Source organism: Anaerolineales bacterium (genome assembly GCA_037382465.1).
Taxonomy (GTDB): Bacteria; Chloroflexota; Anaerolineae; order Anaerolineales; family E44-bin32; genus WVZH01.
In genome coordinates, this window is the sequence record JARRPX010000042.1 from 1 (window position 1) to 20,699 (window position 20,699).

The 20,699-nt window shown below is 55.5% G+C and carries 15 protein-coding genes; 11 read left to right on the forward strand and 4 right to left on the reverse strand.

The features are described 5' to 3' along the window. From P8Z34_11390 to gtfA, 7 genes are all read left to right on the forward strand, one after another. Positions 1-1,161: carbohydrate kinase family protein (locus tag P8Z34_11390; GenBank protein ID MEJ2551276.1), on the forward strand; the 1,161-nt coding region annotated here is incomplete at its 5' end. Between the two features lie 207 nt (positions 1,162-1,368). Further along, the gene (locus P8Z34_11395; protein ID MEJ2551277.1) at positions 1,369-2,400 is read left to right on the forward strand and encodes an alcohol dehydrogenase catalytic domain-containing protein; all 1,032 of its coding nucleotides are present in this window, start codon (positions 1,369-1,371) and stop codon (positions 2,398-2,400) included. 268 nt (positions 2,401-2,668) lie between these two features. Then, complete coding sequence (locus P8Z34_11400; protein ID MEJ2551278.1) at positions 2,669-3,667, forward strand: LacI family DNA-binding transcriptional regulator; 999 nt, start codon at positions 2,669-2,671, stop codon at positions 3,665-3,667. A gap of 322 nt (positions 3,668-3,989) precedes the next feature. Further along, complete coding sequence (locus tag P8Z34_11405) at positions 3,990-5,327, forward strand: extracellular solute-binding protein (GenBank protein MEJ2551279.1); 1,338 nt, start codon at positions 3,990-3,992, stop codon at positions 5,325-5,327. Between the two features lie 65 nt (positions 5,328-5,392). Continuing rightward, complete coding sequence (locus P8Z34_11410; GenBank protein ID MEJ2551280.1) at positions 5,393-6,277, forward strand: sugar ABC transporter permease; 885 nt, start codon at positions 5,393-5,395, stop codon at positions 6,275-6,277. Between the two features lie 14 nt (positions 6,278-6,291). Then, positions 6,292-7,125, forward strand: a complete 834-nt coding sequence (locus tag P8Z34_11415) for a carbohydrate ABC transporter permease (GenBank protein MEJ2551281.1) — start codon at positions 6,292-6,294, stop codon at positions 7,123-7,125. A 173-nt stretch (positions 7,126-7,298) separates the two neighbouring features. Next, positions 7,299-8,765 carry a sucrose phosphorylase gene (gene gtfA, locus P8Z34_11420; GenBank protein ID MEJ2551282.1) on the forward strand — a complete coding sequence of 489 codons (1,467 nt, stop codon included), beginning with the start codon at positions 7,299-7,301 and terminating at the stop codon, positions 8,763-8,765. 113 nt (positions 8,766-8,878) lie between these two features. On the opposite strand, the gene P8Z34_11425 is transcribed toward gtfA, so the two are convergent. Beyond that, positions 8,879-9,850, reverse strand: a complete 972-nt coding sequence (locus tag P8Z34_11425) for a family 43 glycosylhydrolase (protein ID MEJ2551283.1) — start codon at positions 9,848-9,850, stop codon at positions 8,879-8,881. 233 nt (positions 9,851-10,083) lie between these two features. Here P8Z34_11425 and P8Z34_11430 point away from each other — a divergent pair, with 233 nt between their 5' ends. Beyond that, the gene (locus P8Z34_11430) at positions 10,084-11,322 is read left to right on the forward strand and encodes a M28 family peptidase (protein MEJ2551284.1); all 1,239 of its coding nucleotides are present in this window, start codon (positions 10,084-10,086) and stop codon (positions 11,320-11,322) included. 216 nt (positions 11,323-11,538) lie between these two features. After that, complete coding sequence (locus P8Z34_11435) at positions 11,539-12,762, forward strand: MFS transporter (GenBank protein MEJ2551285.1); 1,224 nt, start codon at positions 11,539-11,541, stop codon at positions 12,760-12,762. A 194-nt stretch (positions 12,763-12,956) separates the two neighbouring features. On the opposite strand, the gene P8Z34_11440 is transcribed toward P8Z34_11435, so the two are convergent. The 3 genes from P8Z34_11440 to P8Z34_11450 all read right to left on the reverse strand — a co-directional run bounded on the left by P8Z34_11440 (position 12,957) and on the right by P8Z34_11450 (position 17,318). Next, positions 12,957-14,561, reverse strand: coding sequence for an FGGY-family carbohydrate kinase (locus tag P8Z34_11440; protein MEJ2551286.1), 1,605 nt, complete (start codon positions 14,559-14,561; stop codon positions 12,957-12,959). Between the two features lie 177 nt (positions 14,562-14,738). Further along, positions 14,739-16,244, reverse strand: coding sequence for an L-arabinose isomerase (gene araA / locus P8Z34_11445; protein MEJ2551287.1), 1,506 nt, complete (start codon positions 16,242-16,244; stop codon positions 14,739-14,741). Between the two features lie 36 nt (positions 16,245-16,280). Beyond that, the gene (locus P8Z34_11450; protein ID MEJ2551288.1) at positions 16,281-17,318 is read right to left on the reverse strand and encodes a LacI family DNA-binding transcriptional regulator; all 1,038 of its coding nucleotides are present in this window, start codon (positions 17,316-17,318) and stop codon (positions 16,281-16,283) included. A 680-nt stretch (positions 17,319-17,998) separates the two neighbouring features. Here P8Z34_11450 and P8Z34_11455 point away from each other — a divergent pair. Continuing rightward, positions 17,999-19,030 carry an ABC transporter substrate-binding protein gene (locus P8Z34_11455; GenBank protein MEJ2551289.1) on the forward strand — a complete coding sequence of 344 codons (1,032 nt, stop codon included), beginning with the start codon at positions 17,999-18,001 and terminating at the stop codon, positions 19,028-19,030. Between the two features lie 345 nt (positions 19,031-19,375). Continuing rightward, entirely contained in the window at positions 19,376-20,272 is an 897-nt protein-coding gene (locus tag P8Z34_11460; protein ID MEJ2551290.1) for an ABC transporter permease, read from the forward strand. Positions 20,273-20,699: the final 427 nt, after the last annotated feature.

Consider the following 20,699-nt stretch of genomic DNA (forward strand, 5'->3'; position numbering starts at 1 on the left):
GCGGGGCATGTCTGCCTGGACATCCTTCCCGATCTCTCTGCCATTCCGCAGGGCGAATGGGATTCGCTGTTCCGGCCAGGCAGCCTGCTGAGCGTGGGCCCGGTGCATTTCGCGCCCGGCGGCGTGGTCTCGAACACGGGCTTGACGCTGCACAAGCTGGGCAGCGCCACCCGTCTGGTGGGCAAGATCGGCGACGATCCGTTCGGCCGGGAGATTCGTCAAATCATGGAATCTTATGGGACCGGCCTGGCAGACGATATGCTGGTGGACGAAGCGGTCAGCACCTCGTACACGATCATCATCAACCCGCCGGGAATCGACCGCACCTTCCTGCATTGCCCGGGCGCCACCGACTCTTTCAGCGCCGAGGACCTGGGCGACGACCTGCTCGAGCAGGGGCGTCTGCTGCACTTCGGTTATCCGCCCGTGATGGAACGAATGTACGTCGAGCGTGGCGCCCAATTGGTACAGATTCTCCGCCGGGCCAAAACGCTCGGCCTTACCACCTCGCTCGACATGACGCTTCCCGATCCTTCATCGTCGGGCGGACAGGTCGACTGGGCCGCCATTTTGAAGGCGGCTGGGCCATACACGGATATTTTCGTGCCCAGCATCGAAGAGACGCTGTACATGCTGCGCCGCAGGACGTACGACGAACTGACCCGGGTGGATGGCATCTCGGCCCGGATCAGCGCACCGCTGCTCACGGAATTGAGCGGCCAACTGCTCGACTTGGGCGTAAAGGTCGTCGGCTTCAAACTGGGAGATCGGGGACTGTATTTGCGCACCGGCGGCCGTGCGGAGATGGAATCCATGGGCGCAGCCGGCCCGCACGATCCCGACGCCTGGGCCGGTAAGGAATTGTGGATCCCGTGCTTCCAGGTGGACGTCGTCGGCACGACCGGAGCCGGCGACGCGACCATCGCCGGGCTGCTCAGCGGCCTGCTGCGCGGCCTGTCCGCCGAGGAAGCGCTCGTGGCGGCGGTGGCCGTGGGCGCGTGCAACGTGGAGGCCGCGGATGCGTTGAGCGGCATTCTCGCCTGGGATGAAACCATGCAGCGCGTTGCCGCCGGTTGGTCTCGGCGCAGCCTCTCCATCGACGCACCGGGCTGGCGCTTCGATTCTCAATCACAAATCTGGATCGGCCCGGCAGTCGTATGAGCGGCAGTGCGGCGCCGCCGGGTTGAACGCCGTTCGTATGCTGCGTGCGGCTGATGCGGAAGCGAGCAGGGCGTTCGTACACACTGTCATCACCCTGTCGGTTCTATTCTGGTGTACGATATATGATCATCGGGAAAGATTTTCCGTTTTCCGGAGCAACCCGTTCCACCGGCCATCGATTCGATCGAGAACACAAGGAGGCACTCGATGAAAGCAGCACGACTTCACGGGATTCGTGACATACGGCTTGATGAATTGCCCGACCCAGAGCCGGCGCCGGGTGAGGCCTTGGTTCGCGTTCGGGCAGTTGGCGTGTGCGGATCCGACGTCCACTTCTACAAGGACGGCAAAATCGGGGACGCCGAAGTACAGTTTCCCTTCATCCTGGGCCACGAGTTTGCCGGTGAGATCGCCGCGCTGGGATCCGGGGTGGAAGGACCGCCGGTCGGCACGCGCGTGGCGGTCGACCCCGCCGTCCCTTGCGGACGCTGTGAGGTCTGTCTGGATGGGAATCCCAACTGCTGTCCCAACACGCGCTTTCCGGCTTCACCCCCTGTGCAGGGGGCGCTGAGCGAGTTCTACGTCCACCCCGCGCATCTCTGTGTCCCGCTGCCGGACGGTCTGGATTTCGTCGACGGCGCGATGCTCGAGCCGCTGGGGATCGGGATTCACGTGATGACGCTGTCCAAGCTCAAGCCGGGCGACTCTGTGGCCATCTTGGGGGCCGGGCCGATCGGGCAGGTCATCCTTCAATTGGTACTGGCTTCCGGCGTGCGCGCCGCCTACGTCAGCGAGCCGGTTCCCGAGCGGCGTGATCTGGCCAAGGCGATGGGCGCGACGGCCGTATGCGACCCGCAAACGGACAGCCCCGCCGCCTGGCTTCTGGAGCAGACTCGGGGAAGAGGCGTGGACGTTGCGATCGAAGCGGCCTGGGGCGGAGAGGCCGTGAACCACGCAGTGGAAATGGCCCGACCGGGCGGCAAAGTGGTGATCGTGGGTATTCCGTTCGAAGACGCGACCACGTTTCGGAACAGTCCGGCGCGGTCCAAGGGGCTCTCGATCCTCATGTCCCGGCGCATGAAGTCCGTCCACGAACGCGGTATCGCGCTGGTGGAGCGAGGCGTGGTGGATTTGCCCGCGCTGGTCACCCATCGCTTTCCGCTGGAGCGGGCGGGGGAAGCGTTCGAGCTGATGGCCTCCCTGCAAGATGGGGTCTGCAAACCGATGATCGAAATGTGAGCCGGGAAGCGGCAGCCGGCGTCTGCGGATCGATGAACGGGCGCAGACATACTCCAGCCTATCCCGGCAGGATAATCGTGGGGATGGATTTTTCGACGTCCATCCCTTTGCCATCATCCTTTTCCAAAATTTTTTCTCCGAACAAGTAATTCCTCACCGTACCGTTCGCGGGTTTTCGTCCCGAAAACACACTGCCACTTGACATTATTTTCATTGTTAATCTATAATGAAAGCGCTTTCATGAAAACACTTCTATACGAGAGAGCGTATGTCATCTGAGCAGGATCCCACGATTTACTCCGTTGCGAGGGAAGCCCAGGTTAGCATTTCAACTGTCTCGAGAGTGTTGAACTCACCCAATCTGGTCAAACAAGAAACTCGAGATAAGGTCCTGGCGGCCATCGACCGGCTTCAATTTGTGCCCAAGGCCGCTGCGCAAGCTCAGGCAAAGAAGCAGCTCGGGAGAATCGGTGTGCTGACGCCCTTCTTTACCCATCCTTCCTTTGTACAGCGGATGCGCGGCGTTTCCTCTGTCCTGGCGGCGAACTCGTACGAACTGGTCATCTATCCGGTCGAATCGATGGGTCAGGTCCTGCATTATCTCGAGACGCTGCCGGTCACGCGCAGGCTGGATGGCGTGATTACAATGGCGCTGTCTGTGGACGACAGCATCGCAAACCGATTCCTCTCCAATCACTTTCCGATCGTTTCGATTGAATTCGCCCATCCATCGTTTTGCAACGTTCTCGTGGATAATTTCGAGGGAGGGCGGTTAGCGGCCGAATACTTGTTGAAGAAAGGGCATACCGACTGTGGCTTTATTGGCGACGGGGGTTTGCCGGATTATGCCATTCGACCCAGTGAAGACCGCTACCGAGGATTCCGACAATTTCTATTGAAAAACGGGGGAAAACTCGCGGATGTCCACGTGATATTCCCTTCACCGGGAGATGTCCCCGCTCAAATTCAGAAGTTACTCAACCACCACCATAGACCCACCGCGATTTTTACAGCCAGCGATGAGTTGGCGATGCAGGTGCTCTCTGTAGCCAGGAAAAACGGCATACGGATTCCGAACGACCTGGCTTTGATCGGTTTCGATGATCTGGATTTTGCCAGCCACATTGGTTTGACCACCATCAGCCAGCAATTGGACGAATCCGGGCGAATTGCGGCTGAGTTGTTGCTAAAACGCATCCATGACGTCAACAAACCCAAACAGAACGTGACCCTGCAGTTTTCGATTGTGGAAAGAGACACTGTCTAGCGCGTATCGGAATGCTTTCTGATAACAAGAGAAAGACATCGTAAGGCCAATGCTGGTATACGATGTCTTCCTGATGCAAAGAAACCCACTCACCAAGCAGGTCTTTTGCCTTTGTAAGTATATCGAACACGGCTCAAACTGACAATAAAGGCCGAGAAGACCCCGACCACTTTGTATCAGGATCAATTCGCCAAACCAAAAGGGAAAGGCCTTGGGAGAGGAGGTTTTGATATTGAGATACAAAGTGATCCCGATTTAAGTGCCGAGAACACGAAAATTCACGTTTAACCCACTCGAGATTAGACATGAAGGAGAAGAGAAGATGTCTAAACGTAAACTGGCAATGCTGACCAATATCTTACTGCTCTTGGTACTGGTATTGGCAGCCTGCGGTGGTGCCAAACCCGCAACAGAAAAACCTGCCGCGGAGGAACCTGCGGCAGAGGAGCCCGCAGCAGAAAGTCCCGCTGAAAAAGCTGTGATCAACTTATGGCACACCATCCCGCCGGAAACCGAGGAGTTCCTCGTCAACGATCTGATGCCCAAGTATTACGAGCAAAATCCGTCCTGCGAGATCGTCTTCAACAATCTCGGCATCGAAGACCCGGCCCTGATTCGCACCGGCCTGGCCCTTCCCATCGACGACCCGACTCGCCCTCACCTCTGGTGGATGGCAAGCTCCGAGACCGGTGCTTACGTGGAGGCCGATGTGTTGGCCGATGTTGATGGGTGGTTGAATGCGAACCCGGATATCAAATCGAACATCATCCCGGCCCTTCTGGAGCTTTCGTCCTACGAGGGCAAGGTGCGCAGCCTGCCCTGGATGACCAACAACACGGCCATGTGGATCAACACCGATGCTTTCGCCGCGGCTGGTGTAGCCATCCCCTCCCAAAATCCTGAAGAAACCTGGACTTGGGAGGAATTTTCCGACGCCATTCAAAAAGTAACCGATGCCAACGATGGCATGGCGGGCTTCCTTGTCACCGTAAACCAGGCCGGGTGGGATTTCTGGACCTTCCACGCCTGGTATGCCGCGGCCGGCGGTGATCTGAGCGCCGGCATTCCCGACGTGGCCAGCGACGCCGCCATCCGTACTGTACAGCTCCAGAAAGACCTGCTGGCCAACGGTTACGCAATCACGGGAACCGAAGGCTGGGATGCTGCTGCCTGGTATGCCGGCGAAGTGGCCATCGTCGCAAATGGTCCCTGGAACTTCCCAACACTCTCCACCTTTACGGACTTCAACTTCACCGTGGTGCCGTATCCCCGCGACGTGATACCGGCCACCAACCTCGGCGGCAACCAGTTGTTCATTGGCAAGACCCCGACCGCGGACCAAGAAGCATGCGCCTTCGCCTTTGGCGAATACATGCTCACCGACGAGTTCCAGATCGCCTTCCAGAAGCAATCGGGCAACCTCCCGGTAACCACCTCCGCAGCCAACAGCGAGGAATATCAGGCGCATCTGGCTGACTATCCCTTCCTGGCAGGCTTTGTAAACCAGACGCCGTTCGGCGTCGCGCGTTACCCCATCCCGGAATACACCGATATTTCCAACGCCTTTTCTCTGGCCTGGGATGATGTCATGCTCAATGATGCGGATATCGTTGAACGCTTCAACGCACTGAAAACCGAAATCGACGGCATCCTGCCGTAAGCTGCAGCCTCAAAGAGGCGGGACGTCGAAGGCGGCCCGCCTCTTTTCCAAGGACGTTGATGATTATGTTGCGAAAATTTCGAACCACGCTCGTAGGCTATTCTTTCATCTTTCCAGCTATCGTCCTGGTTGCCATTTTTCTGCTTTATCCCATTGGCTTTGTCATCTACATCAGTTTCCACAAATGGGGAATTTTGGGAACTCCCGAATTTGTCGGGCTGAAAAATTACGTTACCATTTTTCACGACCCCCGCTTCTGGCGGGCCGTTCTCAATACGGGATATTACATGGTGTTGGCCGTACCCGCCCAGATCGGGTTGGGCTTGCTGCTGGCTATGTTGGTCAACCGGAAAGGGATCGCAGGTCGCAGCTTGTTCCGCACCGTCTACTTCATTCCGTTGTCCATCTCTTTTGTGGCCGCCGGCATCATCTTTCAATGGATACTGACGGCAACGCCAATAGAAGGCTTTGCATCTCACCTGTTCGGGCAAATTGGCATACCTTTCCCTAAGTGGGAGACATCTGATTCCAATTGGGCAATGGTGGCGATTGCCTTGATGAACACCTGGAAATCGGCCGGATACGCAATGGTCATTTACCTGGCTGGATTGCAGGGCATAAACAGGGATTATTATGAGGCGGCCGCGATTGATGGTGCCCGGTCGGAATGGCATTTGTTTCGTTACATCACCTGGCCGCTCCTTGCACCAACCACGTTCCTCCTGGTCATCTCGACGGTCATTTTTACCGTGCGCGGGTTTGAACCAATCTTTGTGATGACCCAGGGCGGTCCGGCGGGCGCCACAACAACCCTGGTTTACTATCTTTACGAGAGATTCCCCAACACGATGGGCGTATCGTCGGCAGCAGCCACTTTTCTGCTGGTCGCGATTCTTTTACTGACGCTGGCACAATTTCTAGCCAGCCGCCGCGCGGAAAGTTACTACTAGGAGGAGGAAGGATTGTGGTTAGAAAACGAAGTTATGGGACCATGTTTCTACTGATCGTTCTGGCCGTTCTCTTTCTCTTTCCTCTTGTGTATATGCTGGGCGGTTCCCTGAAAACCAACCGGGAGGCAGATACCAGACCCGAAACCATTCTTCCGGAAGAACCGCAGTGGCGAAATTATATCGATATCTTCGACGCACCGAATTTCAATATCTTGCTGCAGACGCGCAATTCTTTGATCGTTACTTTTTCGGTGACAGCCGGACAGATCATTGTCGCTGCGTTAGCGGGTTATGCCTTTGCACGGATCAGGTTCATCTGGCGCGATGCCATTTTTGTTATTTTTCTGGCGACGCTCATTCTTCCCTTTGAATTGATCTTTGTACCGCTGTATTTGATGCTGGCCAAGTGGGGGTGGATCAATACCTTTCTGGCTCTGATCGTCCCCGTTATCGCCAATCCATTTGCGATTTTCATGTTCCGCCAGTTTTTCATCACGGTGCCCATAGAGCTGGAAGAAGCGATGCGCATGGATGGCGCGGGTTATCTGCGTACATTTCTGTCCTTGATGCTGCCGCTTTCCGGACCACCCTTTTTGACGATTTTCATCCTTACCTGGCTGGCGGAATGGAGCGCGCTGTTGAGGCCGATGATCTTTGCCAGAACACCCGACATGTGGACGCTGCAGGTTGGCTTGAATTTCCTGAATCGGGGGGCGCAGGTGACGACACCGACGACTGCTTACTTGATGGCCGGTATTGCGCTGGCTTCCATACCCCCAGTTGTCATATTCCTTGTCATGCAGCGGCGTTTTGTGGAAGGCATCGCCCAAACCGGCATTCATGGATAGCAATGCACGATGTTTGTCATCCACACCTTCATCATTCGCCGCCGGTCAATTGGATGAACAACCGAACAAACCGGTTGGCTTTCGCTGCGACGTATTGCTCTTCCCTCCGGGAAATTGCGGGTTGGAAGCCGCTGATTGTCATTTAGGATCATACGATTAACGCTAAGATCAAGATGAAAAACAAAGTTCAGCTGATTACATATCCGGATTCTCTTGGCGGAAATTTATCAATTCTTGGACGACTCTTGCGAGAGCATTTCATGGAAGTATTTCCTGGAGGCGTCCACATCCTGCCGCCGTTTCCTTCCACCGGGGATCGCGGCTTTGCGCCGACGACCTACCGGAAAATCAATCCGGATTTCGGCGTCTGGGCGGATATTCATGCGATCGGAGCGGAATTCGACCTGATGGTTGACATTATGGTCAATCATATCTCCGCATATTCGCGCTATTTCCAGGACTTTGTCAAAAAAGGTCGCAAATCGCCCTACGCGGATATGTTCATCACGCTGGATAAAGTATGGCCAGACGGAAACCCTCCAGCCGAGGACGTGAAAAAGATCTTCTTGCGGAAACCAGAGCACCCTTTCCTTGATGTAAGGATCCAGGACACGGGTGAAATAGAGCGCATCTGGGCTTCTTTTGGTCCGCAGGCCGACTACTCCGAGCAGATTGACCTGGATATCACTTCGCCGGTCACCAGGCAGTTTTTCACCGATCTGCTGCGCTTTTTGAGTGAACAAAACATTAAGTTCATCCGCCTGGATGCGATTGGCTATGTGATCAAGAAACCGGGAACTTCATGTTTCATGGTGGAGCCGGAGATTTATGCGTTCATCGACTGGTTGATTGAAGTGGCTTCTGATCTGGACCTGCAACTTCTCCCCGAGGTGCACGCACATCACACCACGCAGTCCAAATTGGCCTCCCACGGTTATTGGGTGTATGATTTTATTCTTCCCTTGTTGGTCTTGTATACCCTGGAAGCCAAGGATCCATCGAAATTACTGGATCATCTCGAGAATTGCCCGCGCAAGCAGATCACCATGCTGGATTGCCATGACGGGATACCCGTCCAGCCGGATCTGGATGACATACTTGAGGTGGAAGAGGCGAAATGGATCGTGGACCTGTGCCTGGAGAGGGGCGCGAACCTGAATCGCATTCTGTCGGAATCTACACAGAAAGACGGATTCGATGCCCACCAGATCAACATCACCTATTACGATGCTCTCGGAAAGAATGAGGATGCCTATCTGACGGCCCGGGCGATTCAGTTTTTCACTCCGGGCGTGCCGCAGGTTTACTACGTCGGGCTGCTTGCTGGGGAGAATGATTATCTTGGCGTGGAAACCACTGGGGAGGGCCGTGCGATCAACCGGCAGAATTTCTCTAAGGCGAACATCGATGAAGCCCTTCAAAAGAGAGCCGTCCGGCGATTGATCAAGCTCATCCGTTTCAGGAATCAGCATGAAGCCTTCAACGGAGAGTTTTCGATAGCAGGAAGAAACGCATCGGGTTTCAAACTCAGGTGGGAAAATAAGGAGCAGTACTGTGAGCTGACCAGCGATCTTCAAGACTGCCGGTCAGAGATCGAATATTCAAATGAAGATGGACAACTTCGGCGGTTTACGATCTAGCGGCGGTTGAAATTTTCTGGTGAGGGAATAACTCGATCCTGAACGAAGCGAGTGTTTGGAAATACTTGATCACAGTGAAATGCCGGCGACCCGGATGATGAAGAATGGCGAACTCAGCCTGTATGGATTACCAGCTGCCCGTCAGGTGCAACGTCCACGGGAATGGGATCGCTGAGTTCCCCGATGAAAGAACCGTCGGCAGCATAATTTCGGAATGCGATCAATACCCAATTCCCGCGCTGCGTCTGTATAACCTTCGATGAGTACAGACTTCCGTATCGATCGCCGAGGAAGAATCGCTCGCTTAGATACTTATACGGCCCCAATGAATCGGCCCCGATCATGTAATGGGATCCGGAAAGTGGGTCAGGGTCCATTTCCTTAAGGTAACTCTGAGCGTACATGTCGGACGATGCGCTGAAGATCAAGTAATAGCGATTCTGGATTTCAACGATCTGAGGGACCTCCATATGCCCGAACTTTCCGGGTTGAGTGATCGGGGGTAACACTTCCCAACGGTGCAGGTCGTCAGACACCGCGTGTCCGATCACGCCGCGTTCATCGGCGGGGCCATAATTCACGCGCGCGGTGATCAAAGCATGGAACTTTCCCGTATCGGGGTGCCGGAAGATCCACGGATCGCGCCAGGCTTGATCGTGCCAATTGGATTGGCCCAGAAGCTCATACCAGGTTGGGTCGGCCTCGACGACCGGATTGCCGGGGTTTTTGGTCCAGGAGACGAGATCCCGCGATGTGGCGAATCCAATCCGCTGTACCAGGCCCTTCTCTTGCTTGCGGGTGCCGGTGAAAAACAGATACCAGATACCGTCATGCCGGATTGTGCTTCCCGTCCAGGTGGTGTAGTTGTCGAAAGCATTTGGGTCACGGCTGGGTGAAATTGCATCGGGCAGCACGGACCAACTCATAAGATCCCTCGAGACGGCGTGGCCGATGGAAACATGCCAATGACGCAGTTTTTCGTCCCCCAAGGATTTGGGCGCTTGAAGGTAGAACACGTGATATTCAAGCCCATCTTGGGCAAACCAAAAATCCCATATCCATTTGTCGGGTAGCGATAGTGGCACAAGAGTCTCCTGAATGCCTAATGATAACATCCGGCAAGTGCTTGCTGAATATATCATCCATTTGGATCACTCACTTCTTACGTTCACGGATATGGGACAGGAAGCCGTAGGGCATATGGTGGAAGTGGGCGGGCTGTAAAGCGGCGGTTTCGGGTGCACCGCCCGAGAATTTTCTCGATCCAGCAGCAGACTGGATTGTGGTATTTTCTTTATGAAGAGGGGAGTTGCAGGTGATGTTTATACCCGGAGCCGCTTTACGTTTGGCGAAGAAGTATGCGCAGCCCCGGTTGGCTGGCACGACGGGAGACGACGAGATCGTTGCGGATATCGGCCGGTTCCTGGACCGGTGTGGCTATCACGTGGAATGTCCGAATTTTACGTTCACGTCGGCCCCGGGAATTTTTATCAAGTTGGAGCTTCTGCTTGGTGCCGCCGTAATCATTTCCGCACTTTGGATTCGTCAGCGTTCGGTCCTTCTATCCACAGTCTCCGCCATCCTGCTTCTGATCCTGCTCGCTGCCGTTCCCAGGGCGAATCGTGCAATCCTGGAGAGCTCCCTCCAGAAAGACGGCCAATCGGTCCTTTCGAGGATATGTGCCAGGTTGGGCAAGACCTACAAAACGAAAAACGTCGTCGCTGCTTCATCCGCTGCTGGCGGCAACGATTCACGAATCGAACTGATTCTCATGGCACACCATGACTCGAAGAGCCAGGCATTCCCGCTGATCGTACGTATGCTTCTGTTCGGGATCGTTTTTCTCGCAGGATTTCTTTTCACAATGCTTACTTTGTTGAGCATCTTTTTCGACCTTGAATTGGCAGTGCTGAGCGTCGCTGTTCTGGCCGTCGTCGCCAGCATCCCGCTCCTGCTGATCGGCGTCGGGAACGACTCTCCCGGCGCAATCGATAATGCATCGGGAATGGCGATCGTGCTGCATCTCGCGGAAATACTGAAAAGGCACGAAGAAATACTGGAGAAGATGAAAATTACAATTCTGATCACAGGAGCCGAGGAATTGTGGACCATGGGGTCGGAGGCGTACGTCCGGGAAAATCTCGAAAGGCTCGAACTTCAAGCCGCAACCGCAGGTCTGTACGTCATTAATTTTGAGGGGATTGGCGTCGATGGGACCATGTTTTTGATTGACGGGAAAACGTGCTCCGGGGGCGAAGGGAACATGCCCGTCGCAGAAGCGATCCGGCAGGCCGGCGAATCCCTGGGCTATCGGCTGCGTAGTCTACCGCTCGTTGGCGCTTTGCTCGATCACCAGGCATTTTCTGAGCGGGATTTTTGCGCCGCGACCATTCTTGGCTTTGGACGGGATAGCTGGTTCGTCCATACACGAGAAGACGCTCCTGAAAGATTGAGCGTTGAAGGATTCGATAAAGCCGGAAGAATTGCCCTGGGAGTGATCCGGGTGATAAGCGGGGCGCTCGCGGGGAGTGAAACCTCGTCCGGAAAGTCCGGATAGTGAAAGGGACATGCTGCCGGACGGGTGAGTTGTGCACCGCTGTTCCGTCTGCAGATCGTTTAACCACAGAAGGCGTTGCGAGCATCCTCCGGCTCGAAGGCGTGTTTACTTAAGCAAAGAGAAGCAGCCACGATTTACCTCACTGCCGAAATAACTTCAAAGCAGACGAATTCCCAACGTCACAGAACGAATACCGGCATGCCGGGAGGATCACAAATGAGTCAGACAGCGTTCAAGGTATATCCATATCGATGGGTCGTTCTGGTCGCTTTCATGCTGATTGTGGCGATCAATCAAGTGCTCTGGATCACCTTCGCCGCGATCACCAGCGAAGCGGCGGCATTTTTCTCCGTGTCGCACTTGAGTATCGGCCTGTTATCCATGAGCTTTATGATCGTATACATCCTCGTATCGATTCCCGCCTCGTGGATCATCGACACCTACGGCATGCACGTTGGCGTTGGAATCGGGGCCGCATTCACGGGCATCTTCGGTTTAATGCGCGGCCTGGTCGGAGACGATTACACGCTGGCGCTGGTGGCGCAGATCGGCATTGCGGTGGGGCAGCCTTTTATCCTCAATGCGATCACCACCGTGGCTGCGCGCTGGTTTCCTGCCGGCGATAGGGCGACCGCCTCGGGCTTTGGCTCGCTGGCGATGTATATGGGCATCATCCTCGGCCTCGCCCTGACGCCGTTCCTTACGCTCGAAATGGGAATCCCCGGCATGCTTCTGGCCTACGGCATCGTATCTGTGGTCGGCGCGATGGTCTTTATCGTGTTTGCGAGGGAGCGGCCGTCGACGCCGCCCAACGCTCCTGGCCAGGAGGAGCGCGCGTTGGAGTTTGAAGGGTTGAAGCAGATGCTGCGCAATCGTGAGTTCGTGCTGCTGCTGCTGGTTTTCTTCGTCGGCCTGGGAATATTCAACGCGGTGACGACCTGGATCGAGGACATCGTGGCGCCGAGGGGTTTCTCGATTACACAGGCAGGCGTCACGGGAGGGTTGATGGTGGTGGGCGGGATTGTCGGCGCGCTGGTTATCCCCGTACTTTCCGATCGTGCCCGCAAGCGCGTCCCGTATTTGATCCTGGCAGTGGCCGGCGCCGTAATCGGCCTTGCGGGGGTCTCTTTTTCATCCAGTTATGCCCTTCTTCTCGCCTCTGCGTTCGGAATGGGCTTCTTCCTGTTGAGCGCGGGACCGTTGGGATTTCAATACGGGGCCGAAATAACCCATCCCGCGCCCGAAAGTACTTCCAACGGTCTGCTGCTGCTCGTGGGCCAAATTTCGGGCATCGCCTTCATTTTTGGCATGGACAGCTTCCGCTCCCCCAGCGACGGCTCGATGACCGCATCTCTCGTTGTGCTGCTGGCCCTCCTGATTCTGGGATTGGCTCTGACCACGCGCTTCAAGGAGCCGGCTGTACTGGCGAAAGAGCCGTGACCGTATGTTCGAGATCAATTTCCAGGTCGGATGTACATTTTCGGCATGTACGTCGGACAGGGATTTATACTTCACCACGACGGCTTTGCAGTCCAGTTCGACCATAAGTGAGTTCTCTGGGTCAAGCCCTCGAAACGGAAGTCGCTTGGGTAAATGGCGGTCGGTGGCGGGATTAACGGCGAAAATGTTCGAGCTTATCCATTCCTCAGGATATTCACGGCCGCTCTCTCGAGGTCGAGTCCCTTCTTGTAGCGTTCCATGAATGCCGCAAAGCCGGCGACGTCCGCCGGATCGGGCGCGATCGTCGTGCCCTTTTGTCCGCTGAAAACCCTGTCTGCGAGATACGCTTCGAGAGGTTCATTCGCAGCTTTTTGGAGCATGTAAGCGGCCAGGAGGGCCATTCCCCATGCGCCGCCCTCGCCTGCCGTCTCCATCACGGACACGGGAACGTTCATCGCCGCCGCCATGATCTTCTGGCCGACGTCCTTGGTCTTGAAGAAGCCGCCATGGCCAAGGATCTGGTCGATCTTTACCTGCTCCTTGTCGAAGATCTCCAATCCGGTCTTCAAGGCGCCGAGCGCCGAGTACAGATGCGTACGCATGAAATTCGCGAGCGTGAAACGGCTTTCGGGCGTCCGGACGAACAGGGGACGTCCTTCCTCCAGGCGGGTGAGATGTTCGCCCGAGACGTAATTATAGGCCAGCATACCGCCGCAGTCCGCGTCGCCGGCAAGTCCTTGTGTATACAACATTTCGAACAACTCGGATTCACTCGTCGCTGCGCCCAACACCTGGGCGAATTCTTTGAACAGTGCGACCCATGCGTTGAGATCGGAGGTGCAGTTGTTGCTGTGCACCATTGCCACGGGCTTGCCGGTGGGCGTCGTCACCATATCGATTTCAGGATAGAGCTTCGATAGCGGCTTTTCCAAAACGATCATGGCGAAGACGGATGTTCCGGCGGACACGTTTCCGGTCCGCTCGGCAACGCTGTTGGTTGCGACCATGCCGGTGCCTGCGTCGCCCTCGGGCGGACAGAGTGGGATGCCCACGGGCAACTGGCGGGTCGTGTCGAGCAGCCCCACGCCTTCTTCGGTAAGCGTGCCTGCGGCGTCTCCCGCCATGAGGACTTTGGGTAGGATGTCCTCGAGTTTCCAGGGGATCTTTTTCTCTTCGAGTCTTGTGTTGAACAACTCGAGCATGTGGGCGTCGTATGCGTTGGTTTTACTGTCGATGGGGAACATGCCCGAAGCTTCGCCGACGCCCAGCACGGATTGCCCCGTCAGTCTCCAATGCACGTAGCCCGCCAGGGTGGTCTGGAAATGAATGTCGGGAACATGCGGCTCTTTGTTCAGGATGGCCTGGTAGAGATGTGCAATGCTCCAGCGCTGGGGAATGTTGAATTGGAACAACTGGGTAAGCCGCTCTGCCGCTTCTCCGGTGATGGTGTTTCGCCATGTACGGAACGGAACGAGCAGTTCTTCGTTTTTATCGAAGACCAGATAGCCGTGCATCATGGCGCTGAATCCGATCGCGCCGACGGTTGTCAGCGCGACGCCATGGTTCTTCTGGACCTCCGCGCGCAGTTCCTGGAAGCTGGCCTGCAGGCCGGCCCAGACATCCTCGAGGTGGTACGTCCAGACGCCGTTTTCGTACCTGTTTTCCCACTCGTAGCTTCCCGAGGCGATGGGTGTGTGGTCCTCGCCGATCAAAATCGCCTTGATTCTCGTCGAGCCGAACTCAATGCCCAGCGCGGTCTTGCCGCCTTCAATCGTTTTGGGGATATCGTTTGGGTTCATGCTCGTCTCCTGTGATCGGCGTCGGTATTTCTGCGGTCAATCTTTACTTGGTGTGCCGTTTCGCCATCTGGAGTGCTCCGGTAATCCACTTGGCTGGAAATGCATGCGCGACCGGTGAGTGGGCGTCCACCAGATCCATCTGATCGTCACTTTTATGGCGAAGGTTATCCGGCAGTGTTAGAACCCCTTGGCAAATTGGTAATACGCTTCATTCCAACGGAGTTCCTTTTTCCATTCGGGCAGCGTAGTGGCCGCGTCGATCGTCAGGAATTCGATGCCCGCCATCGCGGCAAAGTCCTCCAGGTGCTCCCGGGTGAGGGACTGACTGAACCCGGTGTGATGAGCCCCGCCGGCCAGGATCCAGGCGGCGGCGGCCGTCTTCAGGTCCGGTCGGGGGATCCAGACCGCGCGGGCGACCGGCAGTCTTACCAGCGGCTGCACGGGGTCGATGACGTCGATTTCGTTGACCACCATGCGGAAGCGATTTCCCATGTCCAGCAGGGTGGCAACGATCGCCGGCCCCTTGGGCACATCGAAAACCAGCCGTGGCGGGTCGGCTTTGCCGCCGATGGAAAGGGGGTGGATTTCGAGGGTGGGTTTTTGTCCGGCAATCGATTCGCAAACTTCGAGCATGTGGGCGCCGAGCACCTTGGGCGATTTGATGTTCAGATCATACGTGTAGTCTTCCATGAAAGAAGTGCCCCCCGGCAACCCGGCGGCCATGACTTTCATGGCCCGTACGAGGGCGGCCGTTTTCCAGTCGCCTTCCGCGCCGAATCCGTAACCGTCGGCCATTAACCGCTGGACGGACAACCCCGGCAGTTGGACCAGCCCGTGCAGGTCTTCGAAGGTAGTTGTGAATGCCTTGAAGTGCCCGTTTTCCAGAAAGGCGCGCAGCCCCAGCTCGATCCGGGCAGCCTCGCGCAGCGCCGCCCGCTGGTCTCCTCCCTGGCGCAGTTCCTTGCTGACCTGATATTGTTGATCGTACTGATCCAGCAGGCTGTCGATTTCGGCGTCCGGGACTGCGCTCACCGCGTCTACAAGATCCCCGACTCCATACCCGTAGACGGAGAAGCCCAGGCGCATTTGCGCTTCGACTTTGTCGCCTTCCGTGACGGCGACATCGCGCATGTTGTCTCCAAAACGGGCGACCCTGACCTGCTGCATGTCGTGCCAGGCACAGGCCGCCCGCATCCACGTGGCAAGCTCACTGAGCACGTCGTCATCCTGCCAGAACCCGACGATGACCTTCCGCTCCAGCCGCATCCGGCTGACGATGAAGCCAAACTCGCGATCTCCGTGCGCAGACTGGTTGAGGTTCATGAAATTCATGTCGATGTCGTGCCAGGGCAAGTCGCGGTTGTATTGGGTATGTAGATGCACGAAGGGCTTGCGCAGGGCAGATAGACCGGCGATCCACATTTTGGCGGGGGAAAATGTATGCATCCATGTGATCAGGCCGATACAATTTTGGGCGTTGTTTGCCTCGCGACACAACTTGGTGATCGCATCGGGCGTCGTAACGACAGGTTTGAAGACGACCTTGACCGGTAACTTGCCGGATTGGGTCATGGTTTGCGCCATCTCCCGGGAATGATCTGCGACCGTCTTGAGCGCTGCTTCGCCGTATAAATGTTGGCTTCCAGTTACGAACCACACCTCGAATTCATTGAAATCGATCACGATAACCTCCCGATAAGATAGGAATGTAACTGTCAGTTACTCGACAACTGAGCTTTCCCGAGTGATTAATTCAATAGGCAAGGAAATGTGTTGCGGCTCAATTTTCTCCTTCTTGTGGACCGCTTCGATCCGCCTGACCAATTCCTGGATTGCCCGGCAACCCAGTTCGAACTGATTGTGATTGATCGTGGTCAGGGGTGGCCAAAAGAATTCCGATTCGGCGATGTTATCGAAACCGGCTACCGCAAGATCGCCGGGAACTTGTAGATTTTGGCGGTGGGCAGCTTGAAGCACAGAGAGCGCCATCTGGTCGTTGGCGACAAAGACCGCGTTCATCTCCGGGTAGGACTGCAGCAGTTCCGCAATCGCTTCTGCCCCACTGGCAGACGACCAATTGCCCTCCACCCAGTGGTCCTGCGTGACTTCGATGCCGGCTTTCTTCAGGGTATCCTCCCAGGCCTGCTTGCGTTGGCGGGCTTCCCACCAATCCAGCGGACCGGAGATGTGCCCGATTTTTCGGCGCCCCTGATCCAGAAAGTGTTGGGTGACCAGGGCCCCTCCGCTGTAGTTGTCAACGGCGACGGTTGAAATTCCCGGATAAGGCTGCATGGTGAGAAATACGACCGGTACGGGGATATCGTCCAGGAGTTCGTCGATCCAGCGGCGGTTATCGCCCACTTCGGGTACTGCCCATACGATGCCGTCAACGTGTCGGGCAAGCAGATTCTGCACCAGGGGTTTGATGTCTTCCGTGTCGAAGCGTGGAAGCTCCTGGAGCAGCAGGGAATAGCCGAGTTCCTCGGTTTTTCCTGTGATGCCGTTCAGGGTGCGCGAAGGGCCGATGAACTTCAATCCGGCAGTGACGACGCCCAAGGTATAGCTGCGTTGCTGAATCAGGCTGCGGGCCAGCGCGCTGGGTTGATAATCCATTTCGTCGATGACTTGCAGGACTCGCTTGCGTGTCTCTGGGGCAACATCCGGTCGATTATTGATGACCCTGGAAACAGTCTGGGTCGATACGCCTGCGGCCTTGGCAACTTGCTTGATGGTTGCCCTCTTGTTTGTGCCCGCCATGAGAGTCCTCTGTGCCCCTACTTATAACGACACTCGCGAGAATGTGATTCACAATTATTGTTATCGTTATCGGGAACGATAACATGATAGCAAATCTAAAAGGATTTGTAAAGCATTGCGCCGTCTAACGGGGCGGAGGAGGCAGTTTAACGAAATTGCCGATGGGGATGATAAAACACATCCCTTGAAGAGGAAAAGTCTACAATAACCGTTGCTTTGAGCAAAAAGACGAGGCAGGGCACCTTTCGGGCGATCCGATCGGAACCTTTCTTCATGCGTACCGCACTGTCCGCCGTTTGTGCTGTCAAGAGGCCTTTCCCTGCCTCTGATTGAGTCCGGATACAGCCTCTTGACACACCGCCTCCTTTTTACTAATATAGTTGATACCGAGCTGTGAACGATAACGGGAACGTTAGCGGGAACGTTAGCGGGAACCTTTGGCAAAAATGACACAGGTATTGTTGAAATTGTCCCCTTTGTTCTATCTGCATTCTTGGAAGTGAGGCCTATCTGATTCGGTCGATCGTACGCAGCTTCATCCCAGAAGCCCTTAGATAACGATATTCTGAATAGTGGAGGTGCGCCGGAAAAATACATGGAATACGGCTCATACAGCTTCCAGGTGACGGGAAATTGCTTCACCCTGGCAACGTAAGACCATACGAAAAGGAGAGAGGAAGATGAAAATCGTACGGAGTGTTTTGATGACAGTCGTGATTGTAGCGGTCGTCGCTGCCTGTGCTTCTACCGCCACGACAACTGCTCCCGAGGCGGCTGCCCCAGCGGCACCAGCCGAGTCCATGCCCTTTGGAGCTGCTGATTGTGCACCGGATTGTACCTATGCAGACATGACGTTCTGCTATCCTCAACTCGGTGCCGAAAGCGACTGGCGTACTGCCAACTCGGCTTCCATCAAAGAAACTGCCCAGGAATTGGGGATCAAGCAATTGATTTTCTCTGATGCCCAGCAAAAGCAGGAAAACCAGATCTCGGCCATGCGTGCTTGCATCCAGCAGGGCGTCAATGTGATCGGACTGCCCCCGGTGGTTGAAGATGGGTGGGAAGCAGTGTTGACCGAAGCCCACAATGCCGGTATCCCCGTCATCATCGTGGACCGTAGCGTTAGCGCCGATCCTTCGTTGTACGCGGCGCACATCGGCTCCGATATGGTGTTGGAAGGCGAACGAGCTGCCGAGGAATTCAACAAACACTTCCCCGATGGCGCGGCGATCCTCGAGCTTTCTGGAACGACCGGCTCTGGTGCAGCAGTCGGCCGCGCAGAAGGCTTCCGGGATAAACTCAATGCCAACATCACCATTCTGGATTCTCAGACGGGTAACTTCACTCGTGCGGAAGCTCTTCCTGTGATGCAGGCCTTCCTGAGAAAATATGAAGCCGGCACGGATTTCCAGGGCATCTTCATTCACAACGACGACATGGGAATCGGCGCCATCGAAGCCTTGAAGGCAGCAGGCATCAACCCAGGAGATCTCTTTATCGTGTCTGTGGACGGCACTCGCGGTGGCTTCCAGGCCATGGTCGACGGCTGGTTCCAGGCTGATGTTGAGTGCAACCCGTTGCTGGGACCGCAGGTCCTGGAAATGGCCTTGAAACTCATGAATGGCGAACCGGTTGACCGGGAAGTGCTCACCAACGAGACGGTATATTATCCGGACAACGCTGCCGAATTGCTGCCGACTCGCAAGTATTAAAATCTGACAGGCGCATGAGGCCTACGCAACCTCTGCGGAGAATAATCTTGTTGACAGGGAAGTGGTATGGCTTGTGCCGCTTCCCTGTCACATGATGCGCCGGTCGATATCCGGCCGACAGAGAATATCTTGCCTATCGGATATTGCGTTGTTGCAAAATGGATTCGCTCAGAATATAATTCGCGATGCGCCTCATCGCTTCGGAATTATCTACTAACAAAGCATGTTGGAAGAAGTACTACGAATCAACGGTCGTGTTGCGGCAGCGCAAGACCGTAAGATGGTCGCTGAAGACTCTGACAGCGGAGATATTCAGATTCTGATTCACACCATGGCAGGAGAATTATGAAACGATTATCATTTCTCAGACGTGTCCAAAACAGCCAGGTGTTCTGGCCGCTTGTTGCATGGGTCGTTATCCTGCTTTTCAATCTTATCGTTGATCCAAGCTTCTTTAAACTTGGCATCTTGTCAGACCCTACCTACGGAAAGCATTTATACGGCAACATCATAGACATTTTCAACAACGGGGCGCCGCTTATATTGGTGTCCATTGGCATGACGTTGGTAATTGCAACGGCCGGCGTCGATCTCTCCGTTGGTGCTGTAATCGCGATCTCGGCCGCGATGGGCGCCGTGTTGATCAACCCGGCGTTGGGAAACAGGTTGATCTCGAACGAGATTCTAACCAGGAATGCGACGAATACTCCGCTGACGATCATTATCCTTGCCGATCTGGCGGCTGGAACCGTATGTGGTTTATGGAATGGATTGATCATTTCCAGAGGAAGAATGCAGCCGATGGTTGCTACGCTGATATTGATGGTGGCCGGCCGCGGAATTGCCCAGCTCATTACGAACGGGCAAATCATGACGATTTACTACACGCCCTATTTTTGGTTCGGGAATGGATATATCCTGGGTTTACCGGTTTCGATTTATCTCGTTGCGTTGGTGCTGTTCCTGGGTTGGTTGTTCGTGAGAAAGACATCCATCGGCTTGTTCATCGAATCGGTGGGCGTCAACGCGAAATCGGCCTACTACAGCGGCATCAACGAAAAGAACGTCAAGCTCATAGCTTATGCTTTCTGCGGATTATGTGCCGCGATCGCTGGCCTGATCCATGCAGAAACGCCAGGCTGCGCAGCATCAGGAGAGCAGCTCCTTCCTGAACGCCCAACAGTTGGGCTTCGTACTCAGTGGCTACTACCGCTTCGATCGTTCGACGAGCATAGGCAATGACAATCCCATATTCCTGTTCTAGAAAGGCATACAGTGATTGCGTGCTGAGATCGGCCGCAATCAAGCCAGGACAGACGTCGTATTGAATATAGGTCAGCCCCAAGAGCAAGGGGTCATTGTCAACAAAACGTAGGCGCTCTATATCAAAGATGAGGGTGCCCGGTTCTATGTCGAGGAGCTTCGCAATCTTTGCGTTGGACGGGACCACCTGGCGCCGCAAGGTTTTCGTGAAAGGTTGCAGACCTTGCTCGATCATATCTTGATAAAAACCCGTCAGTTTTTGCGCCAGCCCTTCTCTGATCTTGGGCCTGGTTACGAATGTCCCCTTGCCCTTGACACGCTTAATTAACTCTTCGTACTCCAACTCATCCAGCGCGTGACGGACTACCGTACGGCTGACATCGAACATCGCGCACAGATCGGCTTC

What these genes read in the sequence shown, in the direction of transcription:
- P8Z34_11460 (MEJ2551290.1), top strand. Translation starts at nt 19,376, where the DNA reads ATGAAACGATTATCATTTCTCAGACGTGTCCAAAACAGCCAGGTGTTC.
- P8Z34_11450 (MEJ2551288.1), bottom strand. Translation starts at nt 17,318, where the DNA reads ATGGCGGGCACAAACAAGAGGGCAACCATCAAGCAAGTTGCCAAGGCC.
- P8Z34_11435 (MEJ2551285.1), top strand. Translation starts at nt 11,539, where the DNA reads ATGAGTCAGACAGCGTTCAAGGTATATCCATATCGATGGGTCGTTCTG.
- gtfA (MEJ2551282.1), top strand. Translation starts at nt 7,299, where the DNA reads ATGAAAAACAAAGTTCAGCTGATTACATATCCGGATTCTCTTGGCGGA.
- P8Z34_11400 (MEJ2551278.1), top strand. Translation starts at nt 2,669, where the DNA reads ATGTCATCTGAGCAGGATCCCACGATTTACTCCGTTGCGAGGGAAGCC.
- P8Z34_11455 (MEJ2551289.1), top strand. Translation starts at nt 17,999, where the DNA reads ATGAAAATCGTACGGAGTGTTTTGATGACAGTCGTGATTGTAGCGGTC.
- P8Z34_11440 (MEJ2551286.1), bottom strand. Translation starts at nt 14,561, where the DNA reads ATGAACCCAAACGATATCCCCAAAACGATTGAAGGCGGCAAGACCGCG.
- P8Z34_11410 (MEJ2551280.1), top strand. Translation starts at nt 5,393, where the DNA reads ATGTTGCGAAAATTTCGAACCACGCTCGTAGGCTATTCTTTCATCTTT.
- P8Z34_11430 (MEJ2551284.1), top strand. Translation starts at nt 10,084, where the DNA reads ATGTTTATACCCGGAGCCGCTTTACGTTTGGCGAAGAAGTATGCGCAG.
- P8Z34_11405 (MEJ2551279.1), top strand. Translation starts at nt 3,990, where the DNA reads ATGTCTAAACGTAAACTGGCAATGCTGACCAATATCTTACTGCTCTTG.
- P8Z34_11395 (MEJ2551277.1), top strand. Translation starts at nt 1,369, where the DNA reads ATGAAAGCAGCACGACTTCACGGGATTCGTGACATACGGCTTGATGAA.